A 16,226-nucleotide genomic window follows, 5' to 3' on the forward strand; every position below is an offset into this window, starting at 1 on the left:
GCGGCGGAACACAGCTGAAGAATGGAGGGACCCCGTGCGAGTCGAAGGTGTCTATCTCGACGGGATCGGCCACCACCTACCCGACTGGGTGAGCGCCGAGGACGCGGTCGCGGACGGCCGGTACCGGGCGGAGGTCTTCGAGGCGAGCGGCCTGACCGGCACGCACATCTCGACGAAACTGCCCGCCCTCGACATGGCGGTGCTGGCCGCCCGGACCGCGCTGGAACGGTCCTCGGCCGGGACCGCCGACGTCGAGTCGCACATCCACGCGAGCGTCTACTACCAGGGGCCCGAGGGGTCCTACCCACCCGGCTACATCCTGCGTGAGCTGGGAGTCGCCGGTGCCGGCTCCCTGGAGATCCGGCAGGGGTGCAACGGGCTGCTCGCCGCGCTGGAGATCGCCGTCGGGCAGCTCACCGGCGTGGCCGAACTCGCCGTGGCTCTGCTGACCACCGCCCAGAACTTCGAGACACCGCTGGTCGACAGGTGGCACGGCTTCGGCGACTCGTACATCCTCGCCGACGGTGCGGCGGCGGCCGTCGTCACCACCGAACCCGGCTTCGCCGAGGTCCGGTCGATCTGCTCCGGCACCCTGCCCGGGCTGGAACGGTGGCACCGCGGCGACGGCCCGTTGACCCCGCCGGTCGAGCAGAGCGCCGAACAGGTGTCGATGACCGCGCGGGCGGCCGCCTTCACCGACGACGAGATGCCGCTGGCCCGGGCCGTGGAGAGCCTCAGCGAGTTCGACGTCGGCATCATCCGCCGGGCGCTGGTCGACGCGGACCTCAACGTCGCCGACCTGGCCCGGGTGATCACCATCAACGAGGACGCCCGGATGACCGAGTTCACCACCCTCGGCCCGCTCGGCATCGACGTGTCTCTATCGACATGGGACTATGGTCGGTCGGTCGGCCACGTCGGCGCCGCCGACCTGGTCATCTCACTGGACCACCTGCTCGACACCGGGCAGGTCCACCCCGGCGACCACCTCCTGCTGGTCTCCCAGGGCCCGGGATGGCTCTGCTCCGCCGCCGTCCTCACCCTGCTGGAGAAGCCGTCCTGGCTGGAGTGAAGTGCCGTTTTAGATGCGTTCTAGGCCCTCTGTCTAGCGTCGAACCGTCACACGTTCCGAGTGCGCAACGGAGGGGATTCAGTGGACGCGATCGTGGCCGACGATGTCGATGCCGGGACCTTTGGCGTACCCGGAGCACGTCTGTATTACGAGGTCCAGGGCCAGGGGCCGGTGTTGCTGGTCCTCCAGGCCGGTGAGGGTGACGCCGGCCGGACCAGCTATCTCGTACAGCAACTCGCCGACCGGTACACGGTGGTGACCTACGACCGGCGCGGCCTGTCCCGCAGCAAACTCGACGGGCCACCCGCAGCGCTGACCATGGAGACCCACGCCGACGACGCGGGCGCCCTGCTCGCCCACCTCACCGACCAGCCGGCCCACGTGCTCGGCTCCGGCTACGGTGCGGCGATCGGGCTCTATCTCTCGCTGCGCCACCCGGAGCAGGTCCGCACCCTGGTCGCACACGAGGCCCCCACCCTGCGACTGCTGCCGGCGGCCACCCGCGAGCGGGTCGTACGGGGGGTGGCCGCGGCCGAACGCGCCTACCACAACGACGGTTGGGGCCCCGCCATGAAGCAGATGGCGGCACTCAGCGGCATCGACCTGACCACGCTGGAGATGGAACCGGGCGTCGACTTCCAACCGATGACGGTCGACCGGGCCGCGAACATCGAGTTCTTCGTCAAGTACGACGGCCCGGCCTTCCGCAACTGCCAGCTCGACGCCGACGACATCTCCCGGCTCAAGCAGACCGGCATCCGGGTGGTCCCGGCCGGCGGCTGCATCTCACAGGACATCTGGGCGTACGTCTGCGCGGAGGCACTCGCCGACGAACTCGGCACGGCGGTGGTGGAGTTCCCCGGTGGCCGCAACGGCCACACCACCCACCCCCGCGCCTTCTCGGCACGCCTGCACGAGGTGCTCGCCGCCGTCGCCTGACTTCCGCGCCCGACACCCAACCTCGAACAGGGACGGCCATCCATGGGAAGCACTGCCCCCGCGTACCAGGACGCCATCGCGGTCATCGGAATGTCCTGCCGATTCCCCGGCGCCGCCTCTCCGGACGAGTTCTGGGACCTGTTGGTACGCGGGGAGGAGGCGATCCGGGAAGCGCCGGCCGACCGCTGGTCCGGCGACCCGGGCACGGTCCGTCGTGGCGGCTTCCTCGACGACGTGGCCGGCTTCGACGCCCCGTTCTTCGGGGTGTCGCCCCGCGAGGCCGCCGCGATGGACCCGCAGCAGCGGCTGATGCTGGAACTGGCCTGGGAGGCGCTGGAGCACGCCGGCGCCGACCCGACGCCGCTGCGCGGCTCGTCGACCGGGGTGTTCATCGGCACGATCCAGGACGACTACGCCACCCTGACCCGGCGCGGAGGCGGCGACCCCGGCCCGCACACGCTGACCGGGCTGCACCGCAGCGTCATCGCCAACCGGGTCTCCTACCGGCTGGGCCTGGCCGGGCCGAGCATGGTGGTCGACACCGGCCAGTCGTCGGCCCTGGTGGCGGTGCACCGGGCGATCGAGTCGCTGCACGCCGGCGAGTGCACGATGGTGCTCGCCGGCGGAGTCAACCTGATCCTCACCGGGGAGAGCACCGATGCCGTACGCGGCTTCGGTGGCCTGTCACCCACCGGGCGTACCCACCTGTTCGACGCCCACGCCGACGGCTACGTCCGCGGTGAGGGCGGTGGCCTGGTCGTGCTGAAGCGGCTCGCCGACGCGGTCGCCGACGGCGACCGGATCTTCTGCCTGATCCACGGCGGTGCCGTCAACAACGACGGTGGCGGCGACGGCCTGACCACGCCCAGCCAGGCCGGCCAGGAGCAGGTCGTCCAGCTCGCGCACACCCGGGCCGGCACCGACCCGGCCGACACCGGGTACGTGGAACTGCACGGCACCGGAACCCCGGTGGGTGACCCGATCGAGGCCGCCGCACTCGGTGCGGTGGTCGGCGCGGCACTGGCACCCGGTGACCGGTTGCTGGTCGGCTCGGCCAAGACCAATGTGGGCCACCTGGAGGGCGCCGCCGGGGTGGTGGGGCTGATCAAGACGGCGCTCGCCCTGCGGCACGGGCTGATTCCCGCCTCCCTGCACCATGAGACGCCCAACCCGGCGATCGACTTCGCGGCCACCCGACTGACCGTGCAGACCACCCTCGCGGTCTGGCCCGTCACCCGGCCCTTGGCCGGCGTCTCGTCGTTCGGCATGGGCGGCACCAACTGCCACCTGGTCCTCGGCCCGTGGCCCGCGCCGCCCGCCGCCGTTGACGCCCCGACGTCCGTCGACGGGCCCGGGACGCCGTCGGGCACCCCGGTGGCCGCACCCGCCGTCGCCCGGGTCGTCTGGCCGCTGTCCGGTCGTACCCCGGCGGCGCTGCGCGCCCAGGCGCACCGCCTGCACCACCATCTCACCGACCGGCCCACGGTGCCGATCGGCGATGTCGGCCGTTCGCTGGCCGGCCGCAGCGGCTTCGACCACCGGGCCGTCGTGGTCGGCCGCGACCGTGCGGAACTGCTCGCCGGGTTGGCCGACCTCGCCGACGGCCGTCGCCGGGCGGGACTGGTCACCGGTCGGGCCGACACCGGCACCCTGGGCTTCCTGTTCACCGGGCAGGGCGCGCAACGCCCCGGGATGGGACGCGACCTGTACGACGCCTCGCCGGTCTTCGCCGAGGCGTTCGACGAGGTGTGCGCGGAACTCGACAGGCACCTGGACCGGCCGCTACGCGAGGTCGTCTGGGACGATCCGACCGCGCTGGACCAGACCGGCTACACGCAACCCGCGCTCTTCGCCCTCCAGACGGCGCTCCACCAGCTCACCGTCTCCTTCGGGGTACGCCCCGACTACCTGCTCGGTCACTCGATCGGTGAACTGTCCGCCGGGTACGCCGCCGGGGTCTGGTCCCTGCCCGACGCCTGTCTGCTCGTCGCCGCCCGTGGTCGACTGATGCAGGCCGCGCCGGCCGGCGGCGCGATGCTGGCGATCGCCGCGCCGGAGGACGTGGTGACCGCCCACCTCGCCGACTTCGCCGCACGGCTGGACCTCGCCGCCGTGAACGGCCCGAACGCGGTCGTCGTCTCCGGCGACGCCGACGCCGTCACCGACCTCGCCGCCCGCTTCGACCAACTCGCCGTCAAGACCCGACGGCTCCGGGTCAGCCACGCCTTCCACTCCGCCCACATGGACCCGGCGCTGGACGAGTTCACCCGCGTCGCGGCCGGCATACCCGCCCGGACGCCCCAGGTGCCGGTGGTGTCGAACGTGTCCGGGAAGCTGGTGCAGGCCGAATACACCGACCCGACGTACTGGGCGGCGCAGATCCGTCGACCCGTCCGTTTCCTCGACGGCCTGCGTACGCTGCGGTCGGCCGGGGTCACCGCGTTCCTGGAACTCGGCCCGGACCCGGTGCTGACCGGGCTGGCCGAGGCGGAGCACGACGCCGGCTCCGGCAGCTCCGACGACACGGCGTACGCCGTCCTGCTGCGGCGGGACCGCGACGAGCCGACGACGGCGTTGACCGCGCTGGCCCGGCTGCACTCCCACGGTGTGCCGGTGAACTGGTCCCCACTGTGGCCGGACGCGGACCGCGCCGACCTGCCGACCTACGCGTTCCAGCGGCGACCGTACTGGATCGACACCGCCGCCTCCTCCGCCGGCACCGCCTCCACCGCCACCGCCACCGCCTCCACCGCCGGCTCCGCCGTGCCGGTCGACGTGCCTCCGTCGACCGCGCCGGAGGCACCCGCGACCGGGGCGGCGGAGGTCGACCCGGCCAGCTGGGCTGGGCGGCTGTTGGCGCTGCCCGAGCACGAGCGCCGGCCCGCCGCCGAACTGCTCGTACGTCGCCTGGTGGCCGAGACGCTCGACTATGCCGACCTGGCCGACGTCGACGGCAGTCTCACCTTCAAGGAACTCGGCATCACGTCGCTCACCGCCGTGGAACTACGCAACCTCGTGACCGCCGAAACCGGCCAGTCGTTCTCCGCCTCCATGGTCTTCGACTTTCCGACTCCGGTGTTGGTGGCGGAGCGGTTGGTGGGTTTGGTGGTGGGTGGGGTTTCGGGTGTGGGTGTTTCGGGTGTGGGTGTGGGTGAGGCGGTGGCGATTGTGGGGATGGGGTGTCGTTTTGGTGGTGGGGTGGGTTCGCCGGGGGATTTGTGGGATGTGGTGTTGGGTGGGGTTGATGTGGTGGGTGGGTGGCCGGTGGATCGTGGGTGGGATGTGGAGGGTTTGGTGGGTGGTGGGGTGCCGGGGTGGGGTGGGTTTTTGGAGGGTGCGGGGGTTTTTGATGCGGAGTTTTTTGGGGTGTCTCCGCGTGAGGCTGTGGTGATGGATCCGCAGCAGCGGTTGGTGTTGGAGGTGGTGTGGGAGGCGTTGGAGGGTGCGGGTTTGGGTGTTGGTTTGGATGGTGTTGGGGTGGGGGTGTTTTTGGGGGTGATGGGTTTGGAGTATGGGCCGCGGTTGTGGGAGGCGGGGGAGGGTGTTGGTGGGTATGTGTTGACGGGTTCGGCGGGGAGTGTGGTGTCGGGTCGGGTGGCGTATGTGTTGGGTTTGGGTGGTCCGGCGGTGTCGGTGGATACGGCGTGTTCGTCGTCGTTGGTGGCGGTGCATCAGGCGGTGGGGGCGTTGCGGTCGGGTGAGGTGTCGTTGGCGGTGGCGGGTGGGGTTGCGGTGATGGGGTCGCCGGGGATGTTTGTGGAGTTTGCGCGTCAGGGTGGGTTGTCGGGGGATGGTCGGTGTAAGGCGTTTTCGTCGTCGGCGGATGGTACGGGGTGGGGTGAGGGTGTTGGTGTGGTGGTGTTGGAGCGGTTGTCGGATGCGCGGCGTAATGGGCATCGGGTGTTGGCGGTGGTGCGGGGTAGTGCGGTTAATTCGGATGGTGCGTCGAATGGTTTGACGGCTCCGCATGGTCCGTCGCAGGAGCGGGTGATTCGTCAGGCGTTGGCGAATGGGGGGTTGTCGGCGGGTGAGGTGGATGTGGTGGAGGCGCATGGTACGGGGACGAGGTTGGGTGATCCGATTGAGGCGCAGGCGTTGTTGGCGACGTATGGTCGGGAGCATTCGGCGGAGCGTCCGTTGTTTTTGGGTTCGTTGAAGTCGAATGTTGGTCATACGATGGCGGCGGCGGGTGTTGCTGGTGTGATCAAGATGGTGTTGGCGATGCGTGCTGGGGTGATGCCGAAGACGTTGCATGTTGATGTGCCGACTCCGCATGTTGATTGGTCGTCGGGTGGGGTGGAGTTGTTGACTGAGGCGCGGGTGTGGGGGGGTGTGGGGCCGCGTCGGGCGGGGGTGTCGTCGTTTGGGATCAGTGGGACGAATGCGCATGTGGTTCTGGAGTATGCGCCGGAGTTCGAGCCGGAGCCGGTGGCGGTGTCGGGTGACGATGAGCCGGTGGGGCCGGTGCCGTTGGTGTTGTCGGCGCGGTCGGTGGAGTCGTTGCGGGCGCAGGCGGTGCGGTTGGCGGGTTTTCTGGGTGGTGTTGGTGGTGGGGTGTCGTTGTCGGATGTGGCGTGGACGTTGGCGGGTCGTGCTGGGTTTGCGCATCGTGCGGTGGTGGTGGGTAATTCTCGGGCGGAGTTGGTTGCGGGTTTGACGGCGTTGGGTTCTGGTGCGGATTACGTGTCGTCTCTGGCTCCGACTTCGACCACGTCTCCGGTTCCGACTGCGAATGCGACTGCGTCTCCGTCTCCGAATGCGGCTCCGACTGCAACTTTGGCTTCGACTGCGGATTCGGTTCCTGCTTCGGTATCGGTTCCTGCTTCGGTTTCGGGTTCGTCTTTGGTTCCGGTTCCGGTTTCTGTTCCGGGTTCGGGTTTGGTTCCGGGTTCGGGTGTGGTGTCGTCGGGTGTGGTGTCGGGTGGTGTGGTGTCGGGTGGGACGGTGTTTGTGTTTCCGGGTCAGGGGTCTCAGTGGTGGGGTATGGGTCGGGAGTTGTGGGAGTGTGATGCTGTTTTTCGGGGTCGGTTTGAGGAGTGTGTGGGGGTGTTGGGTGGGTTGGTGGATTGGGATGTTCGTGGGGTGTTGTTGGAGGGTGGGGAGGAGTGGTTGGGGCGGGTTGATGTGGTGCAGCCGGCGTTGTTTGTGTTGATGGTGTGTTTGGCGGAGGTGTGGCGGGCTGCGGGTGTGGTGCCGGATGCGGTGGTGGGGCATTCGCAGGGTGAGTTGGCGGCGGCGTGTGTGGCGGGGGTGTTGTCGTTGGAGGTGGCGTTGGGTGTGGTGGTGGGTCGGTCGCGGTTGGTGGGGGAGCGGTTGGCGGGGTTGGGGGGGATGGTGTCGGTGGGGTTGTCGGTGGGGGAGGTGGGTTCGTGGTTGGTGGGTTTTGGTGGTGAGTTGGTGGTGTGTGTGGTGAATGGGCCGGGGTCGTGTGTGGTGGGTGGTCCGGTGGGTTTGTTGGGTGAGTTGGTGGGGTTGTTGGAGGGTGGGGGTGTGTGGTGTCGGTGGGTGCCGGTGGATTATGCGTCGCATCATCCGGTGGTGGATGTGGTGCGGGATGAGTTGTTGGGTTTGGTGGGTGGTGTGGTTGGTGGTGTGGGGGATGTGGTGGTGTATTCGTCGGTGCGGGGTGGTGTGGTGTCGGGGGTGGAGTTGGGGGGTGGTTATTGGTTTGAGAATTTGCGGTCGGTGGTGCGGTTTGATGAGGTGGTTGGGGTGTTGTTGGGGGATGGGTTTACGCGGTTTGTGGAGTGTTCTCCGCATCCGGTGTTGTCGGTGGGTTTGCGGGAGTCGTTGGGTGTGGTGGGTTCGGGTGGTGTGGTGGTGCCGACGTTGCGTCGGGGTGAGGGTGGTGTGGGTCGGGTGTTGTTGTCGTTGGGTGAGGCGTTTGTTGCGGGGGTGGAGGTTGATTGGCGTGGGGTGGTGGGTGCGGGTCGGTTGGTGGATGTGCCGACGTATGCGTTCCAGGGGGAGCGGTACTGGTTGGAGGCACCCCGCAACACCGGCGACGACACGACCGCCACCGGCCATGCGCTGCTCAGTGCCGCGGTGGAGTTGCCCGGCTCCGGCGGGGTGGTACTGACCGGCAGGGTGTCCCTGACCGACCAGCTGTGGCTGCGTGACCACGCGGTCGGCGACACGGTCGTCCTGCCCGGCACGGCCTTTCTCGACATGGCACTGCGCGCCGGTGACGAGGTCGGCTGTGGCCACGTCGACGAGTTGACCCTGCACCAGCCGCTCGTCCTGACCACCGGTTCCGTGCAACTGCGCGCCGTGGTCGACGCCGCTGACGACGCCGGTCGCCGGCCGGTGTCCATCTTCGCCCGGAGCGGCTCCGGCGAGACGGACTGGACGACGTGCGCCGCCGGTGTCCTCTCCGACAGTGACGACCGGGCACCGGCCGAGGGCCTGGCCGACACCTGGCCGCCGGCCGACGCGGAACCCCTCGACTGCGTCGAGCTCTACTCCGACCTGGCTACCCGGGGCTACCACTACGGCCCGGCCTTCCAGGGCGTACAGGCCGCCTGGCGGCGCGGAAACCAGGTCTTCGCGGAGGTGACGCTCGCCGCCGAGCAGCACGCCGAGGTGACCGCCTTCGCCATCCACCCGGCGCTGCTCGACGCGGCCCTGCACGCCGGCCTGACCGACCCGGAGGCACCCGCCGCACCGGTGGAGCTGCCCTTCGCCTGGTCCGGCGTCGCGCTGCACCGCACGGCGGCGACCACGGCCCGGGTCCAGCTCACCCGGACCGCACCCGGTGTCCTGCACCTGGTCGTCACCGACCCGACCGGCGCGGCGCTGGCCACCGTGGACACGCTCGTGATGCGGCCCATCCCCGGCGGCCTGCGGGGACCCGCCACCGACGGCGGCCTGTACGCCATCACCTGGTCACCCTCCGGTGACCGGGAGCCCGCTGCGGCGGACCCGGCGGATGCACCCGACCGGCAGGTGCTGGACCTGACCGACCGGGGGGTCGGCACCACCACCGACGGCGACGCCGCCGAGGCCGCCCGGTTGCTCGTGCACGAGGTCCACACCGAGGTCACCCACTGGCTGACCGGGGCCGGCACCGACGGGTCCCCGGGCGGGGCCCACCCGTCGAAGCTGGTCGTGGTGACCCGTGGCGGGGTCGCGGTCGGGCCCGACGAGGACGTCGACCCGGCTGCCGCCGCCGTGTGGGGGTTGCTGCGTACCGCCCAGATCGAGCACCCGGACCGGATCGTGCTGATCGACCTGGACGCCGACGAGCGCTCCCGGGCCGCCGTCACCGTCGCCGGGTTCGGCACCGAGCCGCAGCTCGCCATCCGCTGCGGCGTCGAGCACCGGGCCCGGCTCACCCGGCTCGCCCCACCCGGCGACGCCTCGCGGGCCACCGCCGGGACGCGCAACGACGGCACCGTCCTGATCACCGGTGCCTCCGGGGTGCTCGGTGGGGTCTTCGCCCGTCACCTGGCCACCCGGTATCCCACCCAGCGGCTGCTGCTCGTCGCCCGGCGCGGTGCCGCCGCACCCGGGATGGCCGAGTTGACCGCCGCGCTGGGCGACCTCGACGCCCGGGTGGAGGTGGCGGCCTGCGACGTGACCGACCGGACGCAGCTCGCCCGGCTGCTCGACGCGATCCCCGCCGCGTACCCGCTCACCGCCGTGGTGCACGCCGCCGGGGTGCTGGACGACGGACTGCTCACCTCCCTGCGCCCCGAGCAGCTCGACGCCGTCCTGCGGCCGAAGACCGCGGCGTGGCACCTGCACGAGTTGACCCGCGACCTCGACCTGGCCGAGTTCGTGCTCTTCTCGTCGGTGACCGCGACCCTGGGCAACGCCGGTCAGGCCAACTACACGGCGGCGAACGGCTTCCTGGACGGCCTGGCCGCTCACCGACGCGCCCACGGCCTGCCGGCCACCAGCATCGCCTGGGGCCTGTGGGCCACGGCCTCCGGCATGACCGCCCACCTGAGCCGGACCGACCTGAACCGGCTGGGCCGCGACGGGATCGGCGCGTTGGACGAGGCGGCGGGCCTGGCGCTGTTCGAGGCGGTCCGGGCGGGCCACCCGACCGGCCCGGACCCGTTGCCGGCGACCGTGGTCGCCGCCCGGCTGGACGAGGCCGCGCTCCGCGCGAAGGCCACCGCCGGGCTGCTGCCCGCCCTGTTCGGGGACCTGGTCCGGGTCGCCCCACGCCGGGTGCGGGCGACCGCCGGTGTCGACGCCGGTCAGTCCTGGGAGCGGCGGATGGCGGCGCTCCCTGCGGCCCGGCGTCGGGAGGCGGTCACCGAGCTCCTGCGCGGCGCGGTGCTCACCGTCCTCGGACACGACCCGGCCGGGACGATGGAGGCCGACCGCACCTTCAAGGACTTCGGCTTCGACTCGCTCAGCGCGGTCGAGCTGCGCAACCGGATCGGGGCCGCCACCGGGATCACCCTGCCGGTCACCCTGGTCTTCGACCACCCCACCCCGGCCGCGCTCGCCGAACACCTCGACCAGCGGGTCTCCGGCGGCACCGGTCCCGCCCCGACGCCGGTCGCCCCGACGGTCGGGCCGGCCGACGAACCCATCGCGATCGTGGCGATGGGCTGCCGCTACCCGGGTGGTGTCGAGTCCCCGGAACAGCTGTGGCGGCTCGTCGCCGACGGTGTGGACGCGGTGGGCGGGTTCCCCCGCAACCGGGGCTGGGACATGTCCGGTCTGCTCGACTCCGGCTCGGACGGGCCCGGCACCAGCCACGCCGACCAGGGTGGTTTCCTCTACGACGCCGACCGGTTCGACGCCGACTTCTTCGGCATCAACCCCCGCGAGGCCGCCGCGATGGACCCCCAGCAACGGCTGCTGCTCCAGACCGCCTGGGAGACGTTCGAACGGGCCGGCCTGCCGTCGGCCACCCTGCGCGGCAGCCGTACCGGCGTGTTCGTCGGGGTGATGTACGGCGACTACGGGGCCCGGCTCGCCACCGCTCCCGAGTCCTCCGAGGGCTACCTCTACAACGGCAGTGCCGGCAGTGTCGCCTCGGGACGCATCGCGTACACCTTCGGGTTGGAGGGGCCGGCCGTCACCGTCGACACGGCCTGCTCCTCGTCGCTGGTGTCGGTGCACCTGGCGGCGCAGGCCCTGCGTCGGGGCGAGTGCACGATGGCCCTCGCCGGTGGTGTCACCGTGATGGCCACCCCCAAGACGTTCATCGAGTTCAGCAGGCAGGGCGCGCTCTCCACCGACGGCCGGTGCCGGGCCTTCTCGTCGTCGGCGACGGGCACCGGATGGGCCGAGGGGGTCGGTCTGCTGCTGCTCGAACGGCTCTCCGACGCCGAACGCAACGGGCACGAGGTGCTCGCCGTGTTGAGCGGCTCCGCCGTCAACCAGGACGGGGCCAGCAACGGGATGACCGCGCCGAACGGGGCGGCCCAGCGTGCGGTGATCCGGCAGGCGCTCGCCTCGGCCGGGCTCACCGGCGTCGACGTCGACGCGGTGGAGGCCCACGGCACCGGCACCCGGCTCGGCGACCCGATCGAAGCCGAGGCCCTCATCGCGACGTACGGCGTCGGACGCTCCCCGCAGACGCCGCTGTGGCTCGGCTCGCTCAAGTCCAACATCGGCCACGCGCAGGCCGCCGCCGGGGTGGGTGGTGTGATCAAGATGGTGCTCGCGATGCGCCACGGCACCCTCCCGCGCACCCTGCACGTGCAGGAGCCGACGCCGCACGTGGACTGGTCGGCCGGCGCGGTCCGCCTGCTCGACGAGGCCCGGGACTGGGTCGCGGTGGCCGACCGTCCCCGCCGGGCGGGCATCTCGTCGTTCGGCATCAGCGGCACCAACGCCCACGTCATCGTCGAAGCTCCCGCGCCGGCCGGACGCCCCGGCGACGACGTCCCGGACAGCCCGTCCGCCGACGCGGGGAAGGAACCGGCCGGGGTAGCGCCGGGCACGGACGACGGCGGTGCCGGGGCGTCGGCCCTCCCGGTCCTCGTTCCCCTCTCGGCGCGTACCGCCGAGGCACTGCGCGGTCAGGCCCGCCGGTTCGCCGCCGCCCTGGCCGACCTGCCGCCCGGCTCCGACGGGCAGCGGGCGCTGGTCGCGGACACGGCGTACACCCTGGGTCGGCGGGCGGTGTTCGCGCACCGCGCGGTGCTGGTCTGCCGGGACCACGACGGCCTGCTCGCCGGCCTGTCCGCGCTCGCCGACGGCGGCGTGGCCGGCGGCGTCGTCACCGGGCGCGGCACACCCGGCGGGTTGGCCCTGATGTTCACCGGGCAGGGCAGCCAGCGTCCCGGCATGGGCGCCGAGTTGTACGCCACCGAACCCGTCTTCGCAGCGGCCTTCGACGCGGTCTGCGCCCACCTCGACCCCTACCTGGACCGTCCCCTGCGCGCAGTGGTCTTCGCCGCCCCCGACTCGGCCGACGCCGCGCTGCTGGACCGGACCCGCTACACCCAGGCGGCCCTGTTCGCCGTGCAGACGGCGCTCTACCGGCTGGTCGAGCGGGCCGGCATCGTCGCGGACCGGCTGATCGGCCACTCGATCGGTGAGGTCGTCGCCGCGCACGTGGCCGGGGTGCTCACCCTGCCCGACGCGTGCCGGCTGGTGGCGGCCCGCGGCCGGCTGATGGAGTCGGCCCCCGAGGGCGGCGCGATGATCTCGATCCGGGCCGACGAGGCCACCGTGACCGCCCTGCTCGGGCCGGACGCGCACCGGTTGAGCATCGCCGGGATCAACGGCCCGGAGTCGGTGGTCGTCTCCGGCGACGCCGACGCGGCGCAGCGGGTCGCCGAGCGGTGCCGGGCCGACGGCCTCGGCACCCGGCAGCTGCGCGTCAGCCACGCCTTCCACTCCGCACACATGGACGGTGTGCTGGCGGAGTTCGTCCGCCTCGCCGGCGAGTTGACCTTCCACGAACCCGAGATCCCGATCGTCTCCAACGTCACCGGTCGCACGGCCACCACCGAGGAACTGACCTCACCCGACTACTGGGCCCGTCACCTGCGCGGCACGGTCCGGTTCCACGACGGGGTCCGCACCCTGCACGCCGACGGGGTCCGGATCTTCGTCGAGCTGGGACCGGACCCGGTGCTCGCCGCGATGGTGCAGGGCAGCATCGGCGGTGCGGAGCCGGCACCGGTGACCGTGGCCGCGTTGCGGACCACCCAGCCGGAGCAGGACACCTTCGCGGCGGCCGTGGCGACGGTACTGGCCAACGTCGAACACCCCGACCCGGTGGCGGTGCTGGCCGCGCGCAATCCGGCCGGCCGGCTGGTCGCGTTGCCCACCTACCCGTTCCAGGCCACGCGGCACTGGCTCGACGCCCCGGCCCCGGTCGGGGACACCCGCGCCGCCGGCCAGGACACCGCGGGTCACCCCCTGCTCGGTGCCGTGGTCGAGTTGGCCGACGGGGCGGGTGAGCTGCTCACCGGTCGACTCTCGGTGGCCGACCAGCCGTGGCTGGCCGACCACGCGGTCGGCGGGGTGGTCACGCTGCCCGGCGCGGCGATCGCCGACCTGGCCGTCCGGGCTGGCGACCAGGTCGGGTGCGGGCGGGTCGACGAGCTCACCTTCCGGACGCCGATCGTGCTGCCGGCGCAGGAGGCCGTCCGGCTCCAGGTCACCGTCCGGCCGGCCGACGGGTCGGGGCGTCGGGCCTTCACCGTGCACACCCAGCCGCAGGACCGCTCCACGCCGTGGCGGCTCAACGCCGACGGAGTGCTCGGCACCGAGGCGGCCACGCCCGCCGGGTGGCCCGAGGGCGACGCGCCGTGGCCGCCGCACGGGGCGTCGCCGGTGGACCCGGACGCCCTGCACGCCGACCTGGTGGCCGCCGGCCTGGCGGTCGGCCCGGCCTTCGCGGGCGTACGGGCGCTGTGGCGGGCCGGTGACGTCCACTACGCCGAGGTGGCCCTGCCCGACGAGGTGTCGTCCGACGCCGCCGGTTTCGGCCTGCACCCGGCGCTGCTCGATGCGGCACTGCGCGCCGTCGCGTTCGGCGTCCCACCGACCGACCGGCTGCACCTGCCGTTCACCGTCGCCGGTTTCGCCCTGCACGCCGGCGGCGCGACCACCGCCCGGGTACGGCTCGCGCCGGGCTCCGGGGCCGGCACCGTCTCCGTGTCGTTGGTGGACCCCGCCGGTGCGCCGATCGCCGACATCGACGAGTTGACCCTGCGGCCGTACCAGCCGGACAGCGGGCCGACTGGTGGCCTCTACCGTCTCGACTGGCACCCCGTGGCGCTGCCGGCCGTCGACCCGAGCCCGCACCCCCGGTGGGCGGTGCTCGACGACGGTCGCGTCCTGGCCGACTCGGCGGCGGAGCTGCTCGGCCCGGCAGCCCTCTTCGTCGACATGACGGCCGTCCACGAGGCGGTGACGAACGGGGCCCCGCCGCCGTCGGTGATCGTGGTCGACGCGGTCTCCTCGATCGCCACGAGCCGGGCGATGGCCGCGCTCGCACCGCCGTTGGCCGCCGAACGGGCCGTCGCCGACACGCTGGAGTTGTTGCAGCAGTGGCTGGCCGACGACCTGCTCGCGGACGTCGGTCTGGTGGTGCTCACCGAGCTGGCGGTCGCCGCGCGCCCGGGTGAGACGCCCGATCCGGCGATGGCCGCGGTGTGGGCGATGCTCGGTAGCGCGCAGAGCGAGCACCCGGGCCGGATCACGGTGGTCGACGTGGACGGCACGCCGGCCTCGATCACCGCACTGCCGATGGCGCTGGCCGCCCGGGATCCCCGGCTGGCCCTGCGTGACGGCGTCGCCCTCGCTCCCCGGCTCGCCCCGCTTCCCGCCCCGGCCCGGACCGCCGGGGACCGGCCGGACCCGACGGCCACGACGGGTGACCGGCTCGACGCCGACGGCCCCGTGCTGATCACGGGTGCGACCGGCGCGGTGGGGGCCGTGCTCGCCCGGCACCTCGTCGCACAGGGTGTCCGTCGGCTGGTGTTGACCGCCCGGCGCGGCCCGCAGGCGCCCGGCGCGGCGGAACTGCTCGCCGACCTGACCGCCGCCGGTGCCACCGCCACCGTCGTCGCCTGTGACGTCGCCGACCGGGACCGGTTGGCCGAGGTGCTCGACGCGTACCAGCCGGGTGCGGTCTTCCACGCCGCCGGTGTGCTCGACGACGGGGTGCTCACCGGGCTGACCGCGCAACGCTGTGCCGCCGTGCTGCGCCCCAAGGCCCGGGGCGCGTGGAACCTGCACGAACTCACCCGGGGTCGACGCCTCTCGGCTTTCGTGCTGTTCTCGTCGGTGGCCGCCACCGTCGGGACCGCCGGTCAGGCCAACTACGCGGCGGCCAACGGTTTCCTGGAGGCGCTGGCCGGGCAGCGTCGCGCCGAGGGACTTCCCGGCCTGGCCGTCGGGTGGGGGCTGTGGGGCACCGGCGGTATGGCCGGCGAGCTGGGCGCGGCGGACCGGGCCCGGCTGGCCCGCATCGGCATCTCCCCGATGGCCGCGGCCGATGCGCTGGGCCTGCTCGACGAGGCGCTCGCCGGGGTCGACCCGTACCTCCCGCCGGTCGTGGTGGCTGCGGCGTTCGCGCCGGCGGCACTACGCGCGGCGGCCGGGGCCGGTGGGCTGCCGGACGTCCTCACCGCACTGGCTCCCGTGGTGCCCGTGCCGGCCCGCCGGGCGGCGGCCGTGAGCTCCGCCCCCGGGAACGACCCGGGCAGTCTCACCGACAGCCTGGCCGCCCTGTCGACCCAGCAGCGTGGCGAGCGGCTGCTGGACCTGGTCCGCACGGAGATCCGCGGCGTCCTGGGTTACACCGACGCGGAGGTCGTGGACGACGAGCGCAGCCTGCGCGACATGGGTTTCGACTCGCTCACGGCGGTGGAGCTGCGCAACCGGCTGAACACCGTCACGGGACTGCGGCTGCCGACCACGCTCGTCTTCGACTTTCCGACCGCGGTGGCGCTGTCGGAGCAGATCGGCACCCGTCTGGTGCCGGAGACCGGTGAACCCGCCGGAGCGGTGCTGGCCGTGCTGGACCGGCTGGACGCTCTGCTGGCCACCCGCGACATCCCCGACGGGGAGGAGGACGACATCGGTGAGCGACTGAGGAATCTGCTGTGGAACTGGCAGGGCCGGCAGGGCGGCGACGAAGCCGCCGGGGGCGCCGACGAACTCGACACGATCGACGACGACGACCTGTTTCACACATTGGACCGGGAGCTCAGCGGTCCGCATCCGGATCGGCTCCCCTGACCGGCACGCGACCGTGTGGTCGGCACCGGCAACCGCATCATGA

Annotated in this window: 3 protein-coding genes; all 3 read left to right on the plus strand. The window is 72.3% G+C overall.

All coding sequences use genetic code 11. The features are described 5' to 3' along the window. Positions 1-34: 34 nt before the first annotated feature. Positions 35-1,072, plus strand: a complete 1,038-nt coding sequence (locus J7462_RS29330) for a ketoacyl-ACP synthase III family protein (RefSeq protein ID WP_219469031.1) — start codon at positions 35-37, stop codon at positions 1,070-1,072. 81 nt (positions 1,073-1,153) lie between these two features. Beyond that, positions 1,154-2,011, plus strand: a complete 858-nt coding sequence (locus tag J7462_RS29335) for an alpha/beta fold hydrolase (RefSeq protein WP_219469034.1) — start codon at positions 1,154-1,156, stop codon at positions 2,009-2,011. 42 nt (positions 2,012-2,053) lie between these two features. After that, the gene (locus J7462_RS29340) at positions 2,054-16,183 is read left to right on the plus strand and encodes an SDR family NAD(P)-dependent oxidoreductase (RefSeq protein WP_219469037.1); all 14,130 of its coding nucleotides are present in this window, start codon (positions 2,054-2,056) and stop codon (positions 16,181-16,183) included. Positions 16,184-16,226: the final 43 nt, after the last annotated feature.

It is taken from the genome of Micromonospora sp. RL09-050-HVF-A, assembly GCF_019374995.1.
GTDB lineage: Bacteria > Actinomycetota > Actinomycetes > Mycobacteriales > Micromonosporaceae > Micromonospora > Micromonospora antibiotica.

Coding starts and splice junctions, on each gene's coding strand:
- J7462_RS29340 (WP_219469037.1), top strand. CDS start 2,054: ATGGGAAGCACTGCCCCCGCGTACCAGGACGCCATCGCGGTCATCGGA.